The organism is Paenibacillus sp. FSL R7-0048, assembly GCF_038004505.1.
GTDB classification, from domain to species: domain Bacteria; phylum Bacillota; class Bacilli; order Paenibacillales; family Paenibacillaceae; genus Paenibacillus_AQ; species Paenibacillus_AQ odorifer.
The window spans coordinates 3,998,413-4,019,427 of the sequence record NZ_JBBORF010000001.1; the positions used below are offsets into that span (position 1 = coordinate 3,998,413).

Sequence of the window (21,015 nt, forward strand, 5' to 3'; positions counted from 1 at the left end):
GAATCTTCATTTACAATTACGTTATACTGCGATCGGCGCTTTTATCGAAGGATGCGGATTGTACCCCTCAATGACCAGATCTTCCAGTTCAATATCAAAAATTGATTTCTTCTGTGAATTAATAACCAGTGTAGGTAATGCTCTTAATTCTCTTGATAATTGCTCTTTCACTTGCTCAACATGGTTTGAATAGATATGCGCATCACTAATGCTGTATACAAACTCGCCTACTTCTAGCCCACATTCGTATGCGATTAAATGTGTAAGTAAGGAGTAAGATGGAATATTGAAGTTTGCCCCGAGAAAAGAGTCCGCACTGCGTTGCAGCAAGTGACAGCTTAGTTTACCATTTGCAACGTAGAACTGGAACATAACGTGGCAGGGCGGTAACGCTGCTTTGCTTCCTTTCGTCCCAGCATTTATAACATCTTCCGGGTTCCATGCGCTGACAATTAAACGCCGAGAATCAGGATTTGTTTTGATCTGATGAATAACGTCTTGTAATTGGTCAATTGATTCGCCAGTTGAAGATGTCCAATTCCGCCATTGCTTACCGTAAACGTTTCCTAGCTCGCCATATTTCGCAGCAAACTCATCATCTTCTAAGACACGATCACAGAATGCTTTCATCTCTGCTTGATATAATTGATTAAAATCTTCATCAACTAAACAACGATTCCCGAAGTCTGTCATATCCGGGCCTGCATATTCGTCCGATTCAACCCATCTTTTAAAAGCCCATTCATCCCAAATATGATTATTATTTTTCAATAAATAACGAATGTTGGTATCGCCTTTAATAAACCACAATAACTCACTTGCAATTAAGCGAAACGGTGTACGTTTTGTTGTAAACAGCGGGAAGCCTTTTGATAAATCAAATCGCATCTGATAACCAAATACACTAATTGTACCAGTTCCTGTACGATCTTCTTTTTTCACACCATGATCCAAAATATATTGTAAAAAATTCAAATAGGTTTGTTCTAACTCATTCGTCAAAGTATTGCACCTCCGTAATATTTCACCTCATATATTATATCTGAAAAATCCGATTTTTGTAGAAGGTAAGATAATTTTTAAATATATTTAATAATCTGGTTACCTATTCAATTATAAAGGATTGATTCAGCAATTGTATCTCTACTCCGCCATCCTAAGCTCCACTCTTGCCCCATAAGCCCGAAGGCTTGCTTGTCCACCCACAGGAAAGGTAATCATCGGCGATGTATGTCCAAAGTCCACGTCTGCAATCACAGGAATATCGGATAATTCTTCTTTTGAGCGGATAATTGTGGTCAGCTGCTTCTTTGACATACGCGATTCTTTTTGGAACCTGCCGATCACCAACCCTTTGACCTCTTCAAACTCAGGCTGATGAATTAGGGATTGCAGATCTCGATCAAAGGTTGCAGGTGCTGACTCATAATCATCCTCAATGAACAAGATAGAATTTTTTAAACTTGGCATATACTCTGTTCCCTGCAAAAGATTTAAAGTGCATAAATTGCCACCAATAATCGTTCCTTTCGCTTCCCCATCATTGATAATGAAAGGACCTTCATTTTTAATAAATATCCGGTTTTCCTGATCCAGATACCACTCATCATCACTCCAATGCCTGGAGGGCTGCACTAGAATTTCTTTATTGTCCATCATCAGCTTGCGGAAATATTCGATGGTATATTCATTATCGTGGAGCATCGCAAATGTGGAAAAATGCGGTCCGGAGTATGTAACTAATCCTGTCTGAGCATAAATCGCATTACTTAGTGCAGTAATATCCGAATAACCACATAAACGCTTTGGATTCTCTGCAATGATTGAATAATCTATATAACGCAGGAGCTGGTTACTATTGAAGCCCCCAATGGTCGTTAATATTCCTTTCACTTTGGGGTCTAAAAAAGCTTCGTGCAAATCCTCAATTCTCGAATCAATAGAAGAGGAAACAAAATCATCCGTCTCAAAAGAATTTGTTGAAATGGATATCCGAAAACCTAACCGTTCAAGCTGCTCTTTAGCGATTTTTCTTTGCTGAGCATCGATTAATGACAAACTTCTGGAAGGAGAGATAATACGCAGCTCATCTCCAGGCTTTAATTTATCAGCTCTCATCATTGAACCTCCCTATATTTATAAAATACAGATTAAGTAATTACTCTTCCTCCCAGTATATCTCTTTTCAAAAAAGTGGAAAACACAAAAAAAGGCGGAACGCATTTGCGTCCGCCTTTCTGTTGCCTGCTAGAGCAATTTTGGAGAAAAATTATTTCATTACATGAATTGGGTGACCTTCAACCAATTCAGCAGCTTCCATGACGATTTCGCCAAGGGTTGGATGCGCATGAATAGTCAAAGCGATATCTTCAAGCGTTGCGCCCATTTCGATTGCCAAACCAAGTTCAGCGATCAAGTTGGAAGCTTCGATACCAACGATTTGAGCTCCCAGTACCAAATTGTTCTCGGAGTTAGCAACAATTTTGATGAAGCCTTCTGGGCTGTTCAAAGATACTGCGCGACCATTTCCTGCGAATGGGAATTTGCCGCTTTTCACTTTGTAGCCTTTGTCTTTTGCTTCTTTTTCAGTCAAACCAACGCTTGAACACTCAGGATCTGTAAATACAACAGCTGGGATGACTTTGTAGTCAACAACAGATGTAAGTCCTGCAATTGCTTCAGCAGCGATTTTACCTTCGTAAGAAGCCTTGTGAGCCAAAGCAAGACCTGGAACAACGTCGCCGATAGCGAAGATGGTAGGAATGCTTGTGCGTCCTTGGTGATCAACTTTGATCAATCCGCGCTCGTCGAGCTCAAGACCGATCAGATCCAGACCAAGTTCACCGTCAGTGTTAGGACGACGACCTACAGTTACAAGCAAGTAATCTGCTGTAACTTCTTTGGACTCGCCACCAACAGAGTATTTCACGGTTACTTCTTTGTCGTTCTGAACAGCACTTTCAGCTTTAGCGTTAGTTACGATTTCGATGCCAGTTTTAGCCATGTTTTTCGCAACAAGACGAGTCATATCTTTATCGAAGCCTGGAAGTACAGTATCCAAACCTTCGATGATTGTTACTTTAGTGCCAAATTTAGAGTACATTTGACCAAGCTCGGCACCGATGTATCCACCACCGATTACGATCATGCTCTTCGGAATTTCTGGAAGTTCCAGAGCTTCAGTCGAAGAGAGAATACGTCCGCCGAATGGGAAAGGTTTAAGTTCAATTGGACGGGAACCTGTAGCAATGATGCAGTGTTTGAAGCGATAACGTGGAGATTCATGATCATTGAACACACGTGCTTCTGTGTCGCTGATAAACATGCACTCGCCGTTAAATACTTCAATTTTGTTGCCCTTCATCAAGCTAGTCACACCGCTAGTCATTTTTTTAACTACGCTGTTCTTGAATTCTTGAGTTTTGGCAAAATCCACTTTAACATTCTCAGCTGTAACGCCGAAAACTTCACCATGCTGTGCGGATTCAAATTGATGCGCAGCAGCGATCAAGGCTTTAGAAGGAATACATCCACGGTTCAAACATACACCGCCGAGTTCCGATTTATCCACGATGAGGACTTTTTGGCCGAGCTGGGCGGCACGAATTGCCGCCACATACCCACCAGGACCTGCACCAATGACCAATGTATCAATATCTAGTGAAGCGTCTCCTACTACCATAATTATACCTCCATAACCAGCAGCTCAGGATTATTGAGCAGCGATTTAATGTAGTTCATAAAGTTTTGAGCAGTCGCACCATCGATAATACGGTGGTCAAAGCTGAGTGACAACGCCATTACTGGAGCAACTACGATTTCACCATTTTTCACAACTGCTTTTTCACTGATACGGCCAGTTCCGAGGATAGCCACTTCAGGGAAGTTGATGATTGGAGTAAAGAACATACCGCCAGCAGAACCGATGTTACTGATGGAGATCGTGCTGCCCTTCATTTCGTTAGCAGACAATTTACCGTCACGGCCACGAACGGCCAAGTCAGTGATGCTGCTAGCAATCATCCAAATGCTCTTACGGTCAGCGTCTTTGATAACTGGAACGATCAAACCGTTTGGTGTATCAGTAGCGATACCGATATTGTAGTATTTCTTGTAGACAATTTCGCCTGCTTCTTCATCAATCATAGCATTGAGTGCTGGGAATTGACGGGAAGCTGCAACAAGTGCCTTAACGATGAATGGAAGGTAAGTAACCTTAACGCCTTTTTTCTCAGCAATAGGTTTCATACGTGTACGGAATGCTACCAGTTCAGTAACATCTACTTCATCCATGATGGTTACGTGTGGAGCAGTGTAAGCCGATTTAACCATTGCGTTGGAGATCGCCTTACGAATACCCTTGAATGGTACACGTTCTTCTTCAAGACTAACGTTACCGCTAGCTGCTGCAGGTGCTGCTTTAGCTTCGGTCTTAGCAGCCTTAGGAGCTTCAGACGACGCTGCTGCTGCAGGAGCTGCTGGTGTAGAACCACCTTTCAAGAAGGCTTCTACGTCTTCACGAGTGATTTTACCACCTTTTCCAGTTCCGTTCACTTTGGAAATATCCACTTTTTGCTCACGAGCAAATTTGCGAACGCTTGGTGTAGCCAATACATCGCGGTCAGGAGCTGGAGTTACACTTGCAGATCCGCCTTCTTTAGCATCAGCAGGGCTTGTTGCTGCAGGGGAAGAAGTAGTGTTTGCACTTCCTTTTGCTGCGTCGGCTTCAGCAGATGCATGACCTTCTTGTTCAGGAACGTCGCCTTCAGCAGCAATAATAGCAACAACTTCGCCTACGCGGCAAACTTGGCCATCTTTAGTCAGAACTTCCAATACAGTACCATTCACTGGACATGGAACCTCAACTACAGCCTTATCATTTTGAACTTCCATGATGATGTCATCATCCGTTACCTTGTCACCGGCTTTGATATGCATTTTGATGATTTCACCTTCATGCAGACCTTCACCTAGCTCAGGGAAGCGATATTCAAAATTCGATGCTTTGTTAGATGCTGGAGCAGCTGGTGCAGCTGGCGCTTGAGCAGCAGGAGCTTCAGTAGCAGCACCCTCTTGATCAGGCACGTCACCTTCTGCTTCGATAATAGCCACTACTTCACCGACACGGCATACTTGACCGTCTTTAGTCAGAACTTCCAATACAGTACCGTTTACTGGGCAAGGCACCTCAACTACTGCCTTGTCATTTTGAACTTCCATTACGATATCATCATCCGTTACCTTGTCACCGGCTTTGATATGCATTTTGATGATTTCACCTTCATGCAGACCTTCACCTAGTTCAGGAAATCGGTATTCAAACTTTGCCACTTTGAAAACCTCCTCGTGAAATTGGGACTAACCTTATGATTTAAACTTTATAAGATGAAACAACGTTGTCATCCATATGGATGACAACTGTTTCTCGTAAAAATATTTAGAATTCCAAAACTTTCTTCACGCCTGCAATAATACGTGCAGGGTTTGGAAGCCATGTATCTTCTATTTGTGCGAATGGATACACAGTATCAGGACCTGCGATACGAAGCACAGGTGCTTCCAAGTGCAGTAGTGCTTTTTCATTGATTTGTGCGATAACTTCAGCAGCTACACCCGCACTCTTTTGTGCTTCTTGCACCACGATAGCACGGTTAGTCTTCTTCACAGACGCTACAATAGTATCGATGTCGATTGGACTTACAGTACGAAGGTCGATAATTTCAACATTAACGCCTTCTTTTTCGAGTTGCTCGGCTGCTTTGGTAGCTGTATGTACCATCAGCCCGTAAGTAATGATCGAAACGTCAGAACCTTCACGTACTACGTTCGCTTTACCAAGTTCAACTGTATATTCACCTTCTGGCACTTCAGCACGGAATGCATGATAAAGGTTCAAGTGCTCCATGAAGAAGACAGGGTCATTGTCGCGGATAGACGCGATTAGAAGTCCCTTCGCATCATATGGGTTTGAAGGAATTACAACTTTAATCCCTGGGCTTTGTGCGATCAAACCTTCGAGTGAGTCAGTGTGAAGCTCAGCAGCCTTAACTCCGCCACCAAAAGGAGTACGGAATACTACTGGAGCGTTATATTTACCGCCAGAACGCCAGCGCAAACGTGCTGCTTGAACAACGATTTGATCCAGTGCTTCAAAGATAAAACCTACGAATTGAATTTCAGCAATCGGACGGAAGCCTTGTACACCAAGACCAAATGCCAGACCGCCGATAGCGGACTCAGCTAGTGGTGTATCAAAAATACGATCTTCGCCAAATTCCTTTTGCAGACCTTCAGTTACACGGAAAACGCCACCTACATTACCAACATCCTCTCCGAAGATAAGAACGTTAGGGTCACGATTCAGTTCAACGCGCATCGCGTCGCGAATCGCTTCTTTCATATTCATTTGTGCCATTGCCTGATATCCCCCTTATTCAAAATCGGCTTTTTGCTCTTCCAGATGTTTAGGTGTTACTTCGAACATACTGTCGATCAAGCCAGGTATTGTCATTTTTTCGGTTTGTTCAGCTTTTTTGATCTGCTCGTTAACAGTAGCTTTCGCTTCATCTTTCACGCGCAGTGTATCTTCTTCAGTCCAAAGACCTTTCTTCTCCAAATACTTGGCAAGACGGGCGATTGGATCCTTTTCACTCCATTGTCCTTCTTCTTCTTTCGAACGATATTTACTTGCATCGTCAGAAAGGGAGTGTGGACGGAAACGGTAAGTTACAGCTTCGATCAATGTAGCACCTTCGCCGTTGCGTGCACGTTCTGCAGCATCACGTACAGCACTGATTACTGCAAAGATGTCCATACCGTCAACCTTAATCCCTGGAATACCAGCTGCAACCGCTTTGTGAGCGATCGATTTGGAAGCCGTTTGTTTAGCGAACGGAGTCGTAATCGCATAACCGTTGTTTTGAACAAAGAAGATTACAGGCAGTTTAAAACGACCAGCAAAGTTCAAGCCTTCGTAGAAGTCACCTTCTGAAGAACCGCCATCACCAGTGTAAGTAATTGCAACATTCTTTTGTTTTTTCAATTTGAAGCCCATAGCAATACCAGTAGCGTGCAGGATTTGCGCACCAATGATAATTTGTGGCATCAATACATTAACCCCGTCAGGAATAGCTCCACCATGTTGGTGACCGCGGGAATATAAGAAAGCTTGGTACAATGGAAGTCCGTGCCATACTAGCTGCGGAATATCACGGTAGCCTGGGCATAAGAAGTCTTCTTTCTCCAAAGCGAACTCACTACCAATCATGGTAGCTTCTTGACCGGATACCGGTGCGTAGAAACCAAGGCGACCTTGACGGCCAAGGTTTACTGCACGATCATCCCAAGTACGGGTAAATACCATACGATACATAATTTCTTTCAGTTGATCGTCGGTTAAATCTGGCATCTTATCCTTATTGATAATTTCTCCATCCGGGGAAAGTACCGATAGAGCCTCGACGTCCTCTGTATACACTTCATAAGGAACTTTACTCATTATCTTCACCTCAATAAAAAAATTTGAATATCAGCTGCCTCTGTTATAATATTATTATACACCTGTTTAGTTACTTTCGTCAAAGAAATACTTATAAAATTTATATTCCTTCAAATTTTGTATGTATAACAGGTGAGGAAATTTTATATAACAGTTTAACACTTTTCCAACAAGTAAATGATTAATAACACAGTTACACATTTAATAATTTTAGCGTAACTCTGTGTGTATTGCAAAATTCGACAAGAAAGGTGACGTGACAACGATGAGCGATTCTGTTTTTCTGAAACGCACAATTGTAAAAGAAACGCTTTGGAGTGAACATCTGCAGGAGGAACGTAAATTACGTATCTATCTGCCCCCAGGCTACAATGAAGTTCTGAGTTACCCCGTGGTGTACTGCCAAGACGGAGAAGAATTTTTCAACTTTGGACGCATTGCTACACTTGCTGGACAACTTATTATAGAAGAAGATGTCGAGCCCTTCATTATCGTTGGTGTAGAAGTTAACGTCGCTGTTCGGACTCAAGAATACGCTCCGTTCGGCAGCCGATTCAAACAGTACCTATCTTGCTTTTCCGAAGAGATTATTCCCTTCATTGAAAAAAATTATCCCGTACGCCGTACACCCGACGAACGAATCTTAGCCGGCGATTCTCTTGGAGGCAGCGTCTCCCTCCATCTGGCACTTGCTTATCCAGCTATCTTCACACGTATCATCAGCCTATCCGGTGCATTCTATCCCGAATCACAAGCCATGCTGGCTAAAGAAGAAGATCTCTCCTGGCTCAACATTAATATGGTCGTTGGACTGCAGGAAACAGATTACCAGACTGATACAGGGACCTATGATTTTGTTCAGATGAACAGAGAAACAAAAGCTTTGCTTGAAGCACGTGGAGCTACCGTATCCTACCGCGAGAAAGACGGTCGTCATCTCTGGGGCTTTTGGCAAAAGGAACTCCCTGAATCTCTACTCTATTTTTTAAACACATAATGTCTTATTGATAGAAGCAAAAAATGAACATCTAAAGAACGTATGTAGATTTCAGCCGTGTTTACGCTTACAGTTTAATCCAGCAAATTTCCTTAATTTACTTTAATACTAATCAGAGAGGCTGGAACCCAACCGGGTTACAGCTTTTCTCTTATCACCATTTCTAGCAACACGTCACAGCCTGCATTGATCAAATCATATACCTGTTCAAAATTACCTGTAAAATAAGGGTCTGGTACTTCTCTCAATTCTTCCTCAGGCAATAAATCCATGAAGAACAAAAGCTTAGCCTCTTCCCCACCAGGAACCTTTCGAACATTCTCTCCATTAGACTTGTCCATGCAGACGATATAATCAAACTTCTGAAAATCCTCGCTACTGACCAAACGCGCTGCCATATTTGCATAACTAATCTTGTTTTGATCAAGTATACGTCTAGTCCCTTCATGCGGTTCCTTACCTATATGCCAATCTCCAGTTCCCGCAGAGTCAACCAGAATCTTATGTGAAAGCTCTCGTTCATCAATCTTATGGCGCAGAACGGCCTCCGCCATTGGTGAGCGACAAATATTACCCAGACAGACAAATAGCACGTTTACGATTTCATTCACCTCCCAATTGTTAAAACATTAGTAAATATGAATTTATGCACATAAAAAATCGCACACTATCATTTTAGCGTTGTCATGGTCAATTGTGCAACTTTTCGATCTGCATTATACTGGGACAGGATAACCAACTAGAGTTTTAGAGGAGGAATGGATGTTATGCCATCCAAACGAGTCGTTATTTTTGCCGGTGGAGAACTATCTCCGGATTATTTCGCTCTATTAGATGAAGAAGATTTTATTATCGGTGCGGACCGGGGTGCATTATTCCTCATCTCACATGGATATATACCAGATATTGCGGTAGGTGATTTTGATTCTGTATCGCCTGAGGCTTTTCAGGATATTCAATCCAAAAGTAAAAAAACAATCACTTGTGACGCCGTGAACAAGGATTTAACCGACAGTGAGATGGCACTCGATATTGCAATGAATCAACAACCTGATTCTATTTTACTATTAGGAGTTACAGGCACTCGAATTGATCACTCCTTAGCCAGCATTCAAATGATGACAAGGGCTCTACAACGGCAAATCAATTGCTACGTGATGGATTCTAATAACTATGTGACACTTACCGGATCCCAAACAGTCATTGAAGATTTGGGCTACACCTATGTATCTTTGCTTCCATTAACTCCTGAAGTAACAGGGATTACATTAGAAGGATTTCAATATCCTTTGAATGATGCTACTTTAAAGCTAGGGCAATCTCTAGGTGTAAGCAACAAACTGATTTCCTCCACTGGAACAGTTAGAATACGTAGTGGATTATTGCTGATTATTCAGAGCAAAGACTAAATACATAGTGATATAGAAACATCCTTGTAACTTTTGTTTCAAAATTAAAAAGCCGTTAAATCCTTTATATATCAAGGGGTTTACGGCTTATTTTATTGCTCAAAATATCAAGTTATTAATTTTTTGTAACTTTTAATGAATTTTTAATAAAACGTTTACAACCCAGGCCCAGCCTCACTTTATTGCTGCTCTACCAAATTTTATGACATAGATAACCTGCTATACTACGAATCAGGCAAGCAAGACAAGCCAAGCAAGACAGATTGATATACTAACTTTGGAGGTACTTACAACATGAATAAACAACAATGGATAAAAAAAGCGATTGTTATAGGAATGGTTACTACAATGGGCTTAGGAACAATGATGGCAACTGGTGTAGGTGCAACTAAAGTTGAAGCCGCTACGGTGTCCAAAGGACAAAGCGTTGTCAATTTCGGAAAAAACTTTATGGGAACTCCATACAAATTCGGAGCCTCTACTTCTACTACTAAGGTTTTTGACTGCTCTTCCTTTATGAAACATATCTTTAATAAATATAATGTATCATTACCCCGCACAGCTGCGGCTCAATCAAAAGTAGGAACTGCTGTATCCAAAGCTAACCTTCGTGTCGGCGATCTTGTATTCTTCTCCAGCGGCAGCAGAGCAACTGGTAAAAATGTAACTCACGTAGCTGTTTACGCTGGAAACGGTAAAATTCTGCACACTTACGGTAAACCAGGTGTTACGGTTTCTGATCTTAATTCTGGTACATGGAAAAAGACTTATCTAAAGGCTCGCCGCGTACTGTAAACAACAGCTCTATAGTAGAGTCTTTTCTATAAAAGAGAATTAGTCTCAGGATGTGGTGCTGCCTTCGGGCACCCTCATTACATATCCTGTTCCGCGAACAGTATGAATCAACTTGTTCCGGTACCCTTTATCAATTTTTAAGCGGATATGCCTGATGTATACATCTACAACATTGGTATCTGCATGGAATTGATATCCCCATACTTGTTTGAGTATTTCCTCGCGGGAACATATAATCCCTCGATTCGCAGCGAGATAATATAGAAGATCGAATTCTTTATGCGTCATCTTAAGCTCGATCCCTTCACGGGTGACCAGCCTGCGGCTGGGATCGAGCATTAAACCATCTACCTTTAACAGATGTTTTAAATTTCGACGCCGACCCGTGAGGGTTAATAAATTTAGAATTCTACATTTAAATTCACCGGTATGTAGTGGTTTTGTCATGAAATCATTCCCTCCGGCTAAAAAGGCCGCAACTGCTCCGTTACCAGATAATTCTTCGGAAATCACCATGACCGGAAGAATCATTCCCTCATCTCTTACTGCGGAAATGATTTTCCATCCTTCCCATGTTCCCACCTCGCCTAAATCAGCAAGCAGTAATACCGGTTCTACTTCAGAAATGGATAAGCGAAGATCTTCGGGATCTTCGCTTTTTGTTATTTGCAGACCGATATCATTAAACACTTTCGCAATAGCGTCTAGTTCTTCCTCTCCTCTTCCGTTTCCCGCAGACATGTACCATATCATTTGCTCACTCACGAAGATCCCCCGTATCCATCAGACATGCATCAGCATCCCATTAATAGATATAGAATCCCCGGAAAACAAAGAGACCATTCCTATGAAATGGCCTGAGGATTTGTTTATTATGCTTTTTATCCAAAATATCGATGATAAAAGCTACGGGCAGCGGCAATATCCTTCGTTCCATGGATCAATGCCCGGCCATCTGCGAAGATCACCATCCGGTAAGGACCTTCCTTAAAGGAAATCAGATAAGGATTGCTCTCTACCTCACCGTCTCCTAAACGAGACAGACGACTGGCTGTTTCCTGCAAGTTAAGTTTCTGCGGCCGGGCAGGGCGGATCTGTACGGTATCCCTGCCACAAAGCACATCACTTCGTTCCGTATTTAAGGCTGTTAGATAAGGGTAGATCGGATGAGTCCCACAAGAAGGACAATTCTCCTTTTTAGCAATTTTCACGCCAATTTCTTGATGTTCATTACGCCATACATCGAAAGTCAGCAGTTTATTCCTTAATTGGTCCTTACGGTTACCGAGAAGCTTTAACGCCTCAGCTGTAGCATTTGCAGTAACCAATTGCACGGCCTGTGGGAGAATACCCGCTGTATCACAGGTATCTCCCCCTAGTGGGACTGTACCTAAAAGACAATGAAGACATGGCGTTTCTCCAGGCAAAATCGTATATGTAATTCCATAGCTTCCTACACATGCTCCATAAATCCAAGGGATATTATTCTTTTGGGCAATATCATTAATGATGAGACGTGTATCGAAATTATCAGTCCCATCCATAATCAGGTCCACCCCTGAGATGAGTCCTTCCAGCTCTTCCTTCCGCACATCCATAACATGCGCTTCTATGACAACCTCAGAATTAATCTGCTGCAGTCTGTTCTGGGCTGCAATGGCTTTTGGAGCTCTCTCCTGCGCATCCATCTCGGTATACAGCTGTTGGCGCTGCAGGTTACTCCACTCTACATAATCGCGGTCAACGATAAGAACATGCCCAACCCCACAGCGGACTAATGTCTCTGCAATCCCTGTACCTAACGCACCCGCACCAACTACAAGCACTTTTGATTTTGCGAGACCCTGCTGTCCTTCAGTTCCAAACGGCGCGAAACGTATCTGTCGTGAGTATCGATCTTCTCGCCCAGCGTTATGAAACATACATTATCTCCTCCCCATATCCAAAAAGCGGAGAACAGCAGGATGTCTGCTATTCTCCGGATTTATGATTATTCTATACCTGTACAGCTGACCACTGCTCAACATCCCAAATTTTCGTAACCCAATCTTCATAAAAATCAGGTTCATGAGATACAAGCAGGACTGTGCCTTTATATTCTTGCAAAGCGCGCTTCAACTCTGCTTTAGCAATAACGTCAAGGTGATTGGTAGGTTCATCGAACAGTACCCAGTTGCTTTCGCGCATCAAAAGCTTACAAAGTCGCACTTTCGCTTGCTCCCCACCACTCAGCATACTAAGCGGACGTGTAATATGTTCATTTTTTAGGCCACAGCGTGCCAGATGTCCACGAACTTCGTTCTGAGTTAAACTGGAGAATTCATTCCAGACATCCTCAATGGGTGTAAGACTAGCTGCTTTCACTTCTTGTTGGAAATATGCAGGGTTCAGATAATCCCCAAGATAGGTTTTGCCGCTGTATGTTGGGATCACTCCCAGAATTGTCTTCAGCAGTGTCGATTTACCCACACCATTGCAGCCAACAATAGCAATCTTCTCTCCACGTTCAATGACCATATTTAGCTGTGGCAGCAGCGGACGATCATAACCGATCTCGAAATCAATTCCCTCGAAGACGGTTTTCCCGCTTGCCCGGCTCTCTTTAAACTTAAAGGTCGGCTTAGCAGCTTCTTCAGGCCGATCAATTCGGTCCATACGATCAAGCTGCTTCTCACGGCTTTTTGCCCGGCCTGAAGTTGAAGCACGCGCTTTATTCCGCTGGATGAAGTCCTCTTGTTTTTTGATAAAATCTTGTTGCTTCTCATAGGCATCGATATGCTGGTTTTTGTTCATCTCCGCCATATCGAGGAATTTCTCATAGTTCGCCGTGTAACGGGTCAATTTACCGAACTCTAAGTGATAAACGACATTAACGACTTTATTCATAAACTCAGTGTCATGGGAAATCAATATAAATGCATATGGGTACTGTTTCAAATAGTTGGTCAGCCAATCGATATGCTCAACATCCAAATAGTTGGTAGGCTCATCAAGCAATAGTACATTGGGTTTCTCCAGTAGCAGCTTCGCCAGCAGCACTTTGGTTCTTTGACCACCGCTGAGAGAAGCAACATCACGATCTAGCCCAATCACGGACAGGCCTAAACCATTGGCCATTTCCTCTACTTTTACATCAATCAGATAGAAATCTCCGATATCCAGTTGTTCCTGAATGTCTCCCATCTGCTCCAGTAGTACTTCTAGTTCCTCAGGCGAAGCATCACCCATCTGCTCTGTGATCTTCAGCATTTCCTGCTCCAACTCAAGCAATGGCAAAAAAGCGTCCTTTAGAACATCGCGAATCGTTTTGCCCGGTGTAAGAATCGTATGTTGGTCCAAATAACCGTAACGCACCCGAGGGGTCCACTCTACTTTACCATTATCCTTCAAAAGCTTTCCTGTCAAAATATTCATTAGCGTCGATTTACCAACGCCATTTGCTCCAACAATTCCAACATGTTCTCCTGGTAACAACCGGAAAGACACGTTCTTGAACAATGTCCGATCCCCAAAATTGTGGGAAACGTCTTCTACAGTAAGTAAACTCATAAATTCTCCGCAAGCTCCTGTCTATACTTAAATAATGCGTAAATCAAATCACGTATAAATATATATTTTATCATACTTTAGCGGAACACTGAATTAAATGTTAGTCCCAATAGCCTATCTTAAGAAAAAACCACGGCGTTTTCCAACGTTTCGCTCGCCCTTAATGTCCCCTAACAGCTCAGCAATTACATCTGCCAACTTCCCTTTTTGTAAAAATGGATCTTGCTGACACGGTAGATTATAAACTCTATCTATACCTAAAGAATTTCGCAATACTTCAACAGATTGGTATTCAGCAAGTGGTAACCCCACTCTCCATTCCCGTTCAGGCTGCAGCCCACTCCGTTTAATCCATAATAAAGTTTCCTCCAATCGCCAATCGGCGCCAGAAGCAATCAGAATGGGAATATCGCTATGCTTGATTTCTTCCAGCGCTCCATCAAATCCACCCGTTCCCAGATCTAAGACAACAAATTGATAAACCCCTCTCATAAGCTCTGCTACATTCCCATGGAGAGGTCGCTTCCAGTAATGAACCTTCCTCCAGGAAAATGCAAGTTCAGGGCTCTTAGCAGGAACTGAAGCGCTCTGCGCGTCAAGCATACTGTGCATGCGATCATAAACAGATGAATCTGGAGATAGATTAACCCAAGCTGTTGAACCGATCTGTCCCAAATAACTGCTAATCGCAAATGAAGTATGTGTTGTTCCAAGTCCCGGCCCTACTCCAAGTAAGGCGATCACTTTAGCCTTCCGTTTATCAACCGCTAGGGGCACAGACACTGCTAAAGGATTACCTTCATCCATATCATTCTCCACACGAACCAGCGCTTGAATAACAGCTGTTGCCTCCTGATATCTTTCCTCCGGATGAGGCCGTAATAAACGTCTAATTATAGGAATAAAAGCTGCGGGAACATGGTCACGCAACTTATTTTCCATTCCAGACTCCCAGTGGCTGCATAAGCCTCCGGTAGCCATATACAAAAGTAATGCACCAAGACCATATAAATCAGAAACCGGCTGACTCTGCCCATTCCCATACTGCTCAGGAGCCGCAAATCCTACTGTACCAAGCTTCACCGTATCTTCAACGATTCCTTTTCTATAATTTCGAGCGATTCCGAAGTCGATTAACATCAATTCTTTTTGCTTTGTTAACATAAGATTGGAGGGCTTTAAATCACGATAAACAATGGGCGGATGATGACCATGTAAATATTGCAGAACTTCTAAAAGCTGTTTAGCTATTTGTAGGATGAACTCACAAGGTAAAGGTCCGGGATTATCCTTCATCAGCTGACTTAAAGTTATCCCTTCAATATAATCCATAACTAAATAAGAATACCCTTCTTTATCCGAAAGATAGTAATCAACAATACGGGGAAGCCGCGGGTGATCCAGACCCATTAGCATCTCCGCTTCCGCCTCAATGTCTGAAGGTAGTTCTTCTGAGCTTACACTTTCTTTTACAGCCCAGCGTTTCCCCTTTAAACGCAGATCCTCCGCAAGATAGACAATACTCATTCCACCTGTTCCAATCTGATCAATAATTCTGTATCTGGCGTCCATTATCTGCCCTACCCCAAGCTTCGATGCAAAATTCACCTGAACTTCCCCCTTTTTCACATAAAAAAAGAGAAAGCTTCCGCCATTAACGTTGTTACCGCAGATTACGATAACGTTAATAACGGGATGCTTTCCCTTAAGATTTTTAAATAACTTAGTATTTAATCATATAAAGTGTGATCTCATCACGATTATGAAACAGCTGCTTGGCCCGTTGAATCTGCATACGTTCGCCCTCAAACATTGCAATGATCTCTTTGATCATCGCTAGTGGTTTCTTATGCATCAGCTTTACGGTCACAATCGCTGTTCCGCCTGGGGACAGGCTGTGCAACAGCCCTGTTACAAGCTTCGCCATCAGTTTAGGGCTCCAGCTCATATCACATACAAGCAGATCAAATTCATTATCGCGGAATTTCACTTCTCCGGCATTTTTGCGCAGGATTTTCAGACCCGGGTAATTACGCAGCGATTCATGCATCAAAGCAGGGTCAACCGCTGTTACCTTCATTCCACGCTCCAGCAAGAAAGAAGTCCAGCCCCCTGGAGAGGCACCGATATCAAGCGCATTACGGAAGCTGTAAAAAGGAATACCGAACTCCTTCTCCGCTTCCATCAGCTTGAACTTAGCACGTGAGATTTGTCCGTCTTCCTTGCGGAAACGGATTGCACCGCCATTCCAGCCGGATAGATTCTCTTCTGGTCTGGACACTCCTGCATATAAGGCATTCCCGTCTGCGTAGACAGAAATGACCCATGCCGGATCTTGTACTGTAAATTCTGCACCCAAGCTCTGCAATTGCTCCTGCAGCCATTCACGAAGTTCGCCCGGACTTTCCTGCCAGAAGGAAGGATCCCCTTTACGAACATTTAAGGATACTTTCTCCCCCTCTAGTTCACTGCGGCGGCTTAAATAAACAGCCAAACGCTGCAGCGCATCCATGGTTCCTTCATCCTGAAACTGCACAGGCTGTATATGACGAAGGAAAATGGGCAGATTCTGTGTGAGCAATCGTGATACTTCCTCGGGTTCAGACTGCAAGGTGGCTAGAAAGATTTCTCCCGGCAGCAGCAGCGTACTCTTCACTGCGCCGAACAAGCGCCGAAGCTCTTCCTGAGCATATGGCGCAAAGCCGTGATTAGCTGTACAAATATATCGGGAGTACACCATTTCTTCCGGAGCAGTGGTCTGCTCTTCGTTATCATGTCTTAATTCGTTCAAATCGTTTTGCCTCCAGGTCTAATTTTAATCCAGGGACGACCGCTATCCCATTCTACATCAACAGGAATATCATAGGTGGCCAAGATCATTTCTTTGGTTAATACTTCTTCTTTCGGTCCGGAACCAGCTAGCTTACCGTCGCGAATTAAAGCAACATGTGTAAAAAGCGGGACAATTTCTTCCACATGATGAGTTACATATACAACGGAGACATTACGTTGTCTCAGCTTGTCTACTTCAGCCAGCATTTTTTCTCTTTCGTACAGATCAAGACCTGCACAAGGCTCGTCCATAATCAGTAGTTTGGGGTCAGCCATAAGACATCTTGCCAGCATTGCTTTTTTTCGCTCTCCCTGTGACAAGCTTCCAAAAGGATGAAGTGCCATATTGCCCAGATTCATATCCTCTAGCAAGCGGATTGCCTTCTCCTTCACTTCGTGTGGAATGCTCTCGTAGAAACGCAAATAAGCGTAAGCTCCTGTAGCTACAACCTCCCACACCGGATCATTTAAAGACATTTTCTCCATTAAGGAAGGACCAATATAACCAATCTCTTTACGAACCTCGCGTAAATCACATTGACCATATTTATTCCCCAATACCTCAACAGTTCCTTTGCTAGGGAATAAATAACCTGTCATAATCTCCAAAATTGTTGTTTTGCCCGAACCATTTCGTCCCAAAATGACCCAGTTTTCGCCTTCCTTCACTTCTAACGATACATCGTCCAAGATTAGGCTTTCTTCTCTGCGCAGAGATAAATGTTGTAATGAAATGATCATGATATAACACTCCTTATGTATTCCAGAATCCGCTCAACTGAAACCATTGAATAATAAATATGCGGATTCTCTATCCGGCCAGCAGAAGCCACAAGTAGAGCAGGGACACTGGTAATACGGTATTGTTGGACCAGATTAGGCAACATGTTCACATTTCCGGCAACCATTTGGAGTTCAGCAGGCAATAGATGTGCCGCTACTTCCAACATGCGTTCTGTAGCCTTACAGGTACCACACAGCGGAGTATGCAAAAATACTACCAGCGGTTCTCCAGGTCTCGTGAGTATCTCCAGTAAATCCGCTTCATTCATTTCCTTCATTTCAGACCCGTCTCCCCAGCGATATCATAAAGCTTATCAGAACTTAGGGGACCATTAAACAAGATCATCCCCTCAGGTTTAGCCGCGTATAAGATTTCATACATTTCTTTTCTCCCTAAAACACTGGAGGTGTGTAGATAGATTTCACGGGGGTACAGTCCTTCCAGAACAATCCGTCTAGCCACTTCCCCACCAGAATAATCATCCGGTCCCATATCATAATCTAACGATAAAATACCAACCTCACACTCACGCAACATCAGAAGACATTCTTCTGTTGTCCTGGCTAAAGCAAATCCAAGCGGACCTTTACGGAGATCGTCCATATAGATATGAGTCACTTTCTAGCCCCCGCTTCAAACCAACTGCGAACAGTAGCTATTTCATTCCGATGACTGCCATCTGGACCCTTTTCAGTTTCCAAAACAACAGATTTTTTACGTAATGGATCAGAAGTTATTAAGCGCTTAAGACCCTCTTCGCCGATATAACCTTTTCCTATTCCAGCATGCCGGTCCCGTCTCGAATCAAAGGGAAACTTAGAATCATTTAGATGAACAGCTACAAGATGCGGCCAAAATCCAAGCTGGTTTCCTCGTTCAAGCAAGTCTTCCGTATGCTCAGGATTCCAAATTCCCGCCGCAAAAGCATGACAGGTATCCAGACAAAATCCAATCTTCTCGGGAAACTGGCTAAGCTCACGAACCTTCACCAATTCTTCAAGTGTAATCCCTTCGGTACCATGGTTGCCCGCTTGATTCTCGATTAGCAGCTTGGCGTTACCTTCCCATGACTCCAGCGTCTCATTCATACATTCTATAATATTTTGATAGCCTTGTAACGGCTCCATTCCAGCAAAATGTCCAAAATGAACAACAATGCCTAAGGAACCGCAGGCTTCAGCAATTTCCAGATCATTAAGTAGGGAGTCTACATACACCTTTCGCGGGGTAGCGTCATCCCTATTCGCAGCCATATTGATTGCATAAGGGGTGTGGGCGATAGAGGTGATCCCTTTTTCTTGGCAAAAGAGTGCACAATCCCTTGTATCTCGAATATCAACCGTCTTTAACTTCAGACTGCGCGGATTTTTCGGAAAATATTGAAAACTTGTTGCACCGCTCTCCCAAGCAAATCGGGCAGCTCTCCCATATCCACCACGAATGCTGACATGAGCCCCTATTTTGGGTTTAGGCTTCATGCTGACAGTCTGGGCAATAAAATACTTTGCGTCCAGACAGCTCTGTTTTGATAATCGTTCCCCCATCGCGTAGGCAAGGCTCGCCCTCACGGTCATAGACTTTACATTGATCATTATAAGAACCAGTAACCGTATCACCGGTCATAAATGGCATTTCCATGTATCCGCCAATCTCTGTCGTATCAGTCAATACTTTTTGAATGCTTTGATACAGGCGGGAAATGGCTTCAGGTGATAAATTTTGTACTAAAACTGAAGGCAGAAGCCCTGCGTCAAAAGCAATCTCATCCGCATAACAATTTCCAATACCCGCCATTACATGCTGATTCACTAACAGACTTTTTAACGCACCACGCCGCCCTTTTAATATTCCTGCAAAACGTTCCGGCGTCATCCGTCGATCCAGCAGCTCAGGTCCAAGCTTACCCATCGTTGCTTCGCTTTCCTTCACGGATACTAAATGTAAGAACCCTAACCGCAGGCCCATAAAATAAAGGATCTGATCACCAAATGCGATTTCTACTTGCGTATTACGATCCGGCCGCTCTTCTTCTGAACCATAAAAAAGCAATCCACCCAGCATTAAATGTAATAGTAATCTTCGTCCATCATGGAGATGAAACAAAATGTACTTGGCACGCCGCTCTACAAAAACAACACGCGCACCGATCAAGGCATTAATGAAAGCTTCTGTTTCCATGTTAATTGTTTTTTCTCTGTTCACAATTACATTAGTTATCGGAACATTTATAATACGCTGGCTAAGCAGCTGTCTATAATTCTCCATTTCCGGCAATTCTGGCATACTCATCGTCCCCTCTAAGTTGGTGAAGTAATAAGACCCTAGCTATTATACACCGAGAAACATTTTAAGTTCAGCTAAATCGGCACATATTTCATCGGGAGTGATCCCTGTGATGCTTTTATAGTGCTCCAGGTTCTCTGTAGTGGTTAAACCGGTAAGAACAAGGATTGTACGACAGCCCGCATTAACACCGGCAGCGATATCCGTACGCATATTATCCCCAACAACAGCAGCATGTTCAGGTTGAATGTTCAGAAGATCTGTCGCATATTTGATCAGGTGGGATTCAGGTTTACCGATCACTACTGGCTTCACTCCACTGGCAGCCTCAATTGCTGCACCAATCGTACCCGCACCCGGCATAACCCCATCATCTGATGGTAACATTAAATCTGGATTGGTGAGCACAAACTTTGCCCCGCTCAAAATCCAACGCGAAGCTTGAGCTAACGAAGCATAATTAAAAGAACGATCGATACCTTGCACCACATAATCAGGGGATTCTGTGACGATTTGGAGCCCTGCCTCAATGCAAGCCATACGCAGTCCCTCTTCTCCAAGTATCGCCACTGTAGCCCCAGGTGATTCCTCAGCTATGTAACGTGCGGCTGCCATAGAAGAGGTACATACCTCCTCAGCTTTCGCCTCAATTCCCATTCCACTTAAGTGGGCAGCAACGTTAGCTGCCGTACGCGATGAGTTATTAGTAACAAATAAAAAAGGGATATCCGCTTCACGAAGAGCTTTTATCAGCAGATCAGCACCGGGAATCATTTTATGCCCATGGTACAATGTACCATCTAGATCAATCAATAATCCTTCAATTTGTTCCATCACTAACCCCTCAGTTTCCACAATAAATTTAATT

At 43.2% G+C, this 21,015-nt stretch carries 21 protein-coding genes; 3 read left to right on the forward strand and 18 right to left on the reverse strand.

Going from position 1 to position 21,015, the window contains the following annotated elements:
* Positions 1-21: 21 nt before the first annotated feature.
* From NSQ91_RS17855 to pdhA, 6 genes are all read right to left on the reverse strand, one after another.
* Positions 22-1,002, reverse strand: a complete 981-nt coding sequence (locus tag NSQ91_RS17855; RefSeq protein WP_076184426.1) for a thymidylate synthase — start codon at positions 1,000-1,002, stop codon at positions 22-24.
* A gap of 141 nt (positions 1,003-1,143) precedes the next feature.
* Positions 1,144-2,118, reverse strand: a complete 975-nt coding sequence (locus NSQ91_RS17860) for a S66 family peptidase (RefSeq protein ID WP_076184427.1) — start codon at positions 2,116-2,118, stop codon at positions 1,144-1,146.
* Between the two features lie 151 nt (positions 2,119-2,269).
* Complete coding sequence (gene lpdA, locus NSQ91_RS17865; RefSeq protein WP_036687684.1) at positions 2,270-3,682, reverse strand: dihydrolipoyl dehydrogenase; 1,413 nt, start codon at positions 3,680-3,682, stop codon at positions 2,270-2,272.
* Positions 3,683-3,684: 2 nt separating this feature from the next.
* Entirely contained in the window at positions 3,685-5,331 is a 1,647-nt protein-coding gene (locus NSQ91_RS17870) for a 2-oxo acid dehydrogenase subunit E2 (RefSeq protein ID WP_076184428.1), read from the reverse strand.
* 106 nt (positions 5,332-5,437) lie between these two features.
* Entirely contained in the window at positions 5,438-6,415 is a 978-nt protein-coding gene (locus NSQ91_RS17875) for an alpha-ketoacid dehydrogenase subunit beta (RefSeq protein WP_038571553.1), read from the reverse strand.
* Between the two features lie 15 nt (positions 6,416-6,430).
* Entirely contained in the window at positions 6,431-7,498 is a 1,068-nt protein-coding gene (gene pdhA, locus NSQ91_RS17880) for a pyruvate dehydrogenase (acetyl-transferring) E1 component subunit alpha (protein ID WP_038571556.1), read from the reverse strand.
* Positions 7,499-7,763: 265 nt separating this feature from the next.
* On the opposite strand from pdhA, the gene NSQ91_RS17885 reads away from it, so the two are divergent.
* Entirely contained in the window at positions 7,764-8,495 is a 732-nt protein-coding gene (locus NSQ91_RS17885) for an alpha/beta hydrolase (protein ID WP_076184429.1), read from the forward strand.
* A 137-nt stretch (positions 8,496-8,632) separates the two neighbouring features.
* Here the strand turns inward: NSQ91_RS17885 and NSQ91_RS17890 are convergent, their stop codons facing one another.
* Entirely contained in the window at positions 8,633-9,097 is a 465-nt protein-coding gene (locus tag NSQ91_RS17890; protein ID WP_076184504.1) for a low molecular weight protein-tyrosine-phosphatase, read from the reverse strand.
* A 165-nt stretch (positions 9,098-9,262) separates the two neighbouring features.
* Here NSQ91_RS17890 and NSQ91_RS17895 point away from each other — a divergent pair, with 165 nt between their 5' ends.
* Together NSQ91_RS17895 and NSQ91_RS17900 are read left to right on the forward strand one after the other, a co-directional pair.
* Positions 9,263-9,904 carry a thiamine diphosphokinase gene (locus tag NSQ91_RS17895; protein ID WP_036687693.1) on the forward strand — a complete coding sequence of 214 codons (642 nt, stop codon included), beginning with the start codon at positions 9,263-9,265 and terminating at the stop codon, positions 9,902-9,904.
* A 294-nt stretch (positions 9,905-10,198) separates the two neighbouring features.
* Positions 10,199-10,699 carry a C40 family peptidase gene (locus tag NSQ91_RS17900; RefSeq protein ID WP_076128433.1) on the forward strand — a complete coding sequence of 167 codons (501 nt, stop codon included), beginning with the start codon at positions 10,199-10,201 and terminating at the stop codon, positions 10,697-10,699.
* Between the two features lie 45 nt (positions 10,700-10,744).
* Here NSQ91_RS17900 and NSQ91_RS17905 read toward each other — a convergent pair whose 3' ends face one another.
* The 11 genes from NSQ91_RS17905 to NSQ91_RS17955 all read right to left on the reverse strand — a co-directional run bounded on the left by NSQ91_RS17905 (position 10,745) and on the right by NSQ91_RS17955 (position 20,981).
* Positions 10,745-11,464, reverse strand: a complete 720-nt coding sequence (locus NSQ91_RS17905; RefSeq protein ID WP_076128431.1) for a response regulator transcription factor — start codon at positions 11,462-11,464, stop codon at positions 10,745-10,747.
* A 116-nt stretch (positions 11,465-11,580) separates the two neighbouring features.
* Positions 11,581-12,621, reverse strand: coding sequence for a ThiF family adenylyltransferase (locus NSQ91_RS17910; protein ID WP_340919174.1), 1,041 nt, complete (start codon positions 12,619-12,621; stop codon positions 11,581-11,583).
* A gap of 73 nt (positions 12,622-12,694) precedes the next feature.
* Positions 12,695-14,248 (reverse strand): ABC-F family ATP-binding cassette domain-containing protein, encoded by a 1,554-nt coding sequence (locus NSQ91_RS17915; protein WP_036687697.1) that lies wholly within the window; start codon positions 14,246-14,248, stop codon positions 12,695-12,697.
* A gap of 114 nt (positions 14,249-14,362) precedes the next feature.
* Positions 14,363-15,856: a serine/threonine protein kinase gene (locus NSQ91_RS17920; protein WP_340919176.1), complete on the reverse strand. Its 1,494-nt coding sequence runs from the start codon at positions 15,854-15,856 to the stop codon at positions 14,363-14,365.
* A gap of 115 nt (positions 15,857-15,971) precedes the next feature.
* Positions 15,972-16,988 (reverse strand): SAM-dependent methyltransferase, encoded by a 1,017-nt coding sequence (locus tag NSQ91_RS17925; protein ID WP_076128443.1) that lies wholly within the window; start codon positions 16,986-16,988, stop codon positions 15,972-15,974.
* A gap of 47 nt (positions 16,989-17,035) precedes the next feature.
* A complete protein-coding gene (locus NSQ91_RS17930) occupies positions 17,036-17,821 on the reverse strand; it encodes an ABC transporter ATP-binding protein (protein WP_370510754.1) in 786 nt (261 codons plus the stop codon).
* Positions 17,818-18,141: a thioredoxin family protein gene (locus NSQ91_RS17935; RefSeq protein WP_076304091.1), complete on the reverse strand. Its 324-nt coding sequence runs from the start codon at positions 18,139-18,141 to the stop codon at positions 17,818-17,820. Before NSQ91_RS17935 ends, NSQ91_RS17930 begins: the two co-directional genes overlap by 4 nt.
* Positions 18,138-18,482 carry a cyclic-phosphate processing receiver domain-containing protein gene (locus tag NSQ91_RS17940; protein ID WP_076184432.1) on the reverse strand — a complete coding sequence of 115 codons (345 nt, stop codon included), beginning with the start codon at positions 18,480-18,482 and terminating at the stop codon, positions 18,138-18,140. Before NSQ91_RS17940 ends, NSQ91_RS17935 begins: the two co-directional genes overlap by 4 nt.
* Positions 18,479-19,342, reverse strand: coding sequence for a deoxyribonuclease IV (locus tag NSQ91_RS17945; RefSeq protein WP_076304090.1), 864 nt, complete (start codon positions 19,340-19,342; stop codon positions 18,479-18,481). The genes NSQ91_RS17940 and NSQ91_RS17945 overlap by 4 nt, the downstream gene beginning before the upstream one ends.
* Positions 19,332-20,147: an Fpg/Nei family DNA glycosylase gene (locus NSQ91_RS17950; protein ID WP_076304089.1), complete on the reverse strand. Its 816-nt coding sequence runs from the start codon at positions 20,145-20,147 to the stop codon at positions 19,332-19,334. The genes NSQ91_RS17945 and NSQ91_RS17950 overlap by 11 nt, the downstream gene beginning before the upstream one ends.
* A 45-nt stretch (positions 20,148-20,192) precedes the next feature.
* Positions 20,193-20,981 (reverse strand): TIGR01457 family HAD-type hydrolase, encoded by a 789-nt coding sequence (locus tag NSQ91_RS17955; RefSeq protein WP_076128417.1) that lies wholly within the window; start codon positions 20,979-20,981, stop codon positions 20,193-20,195.
* Between the last annotated feature and the right edge of the window lie 34 nt (positions 20,982-21,015).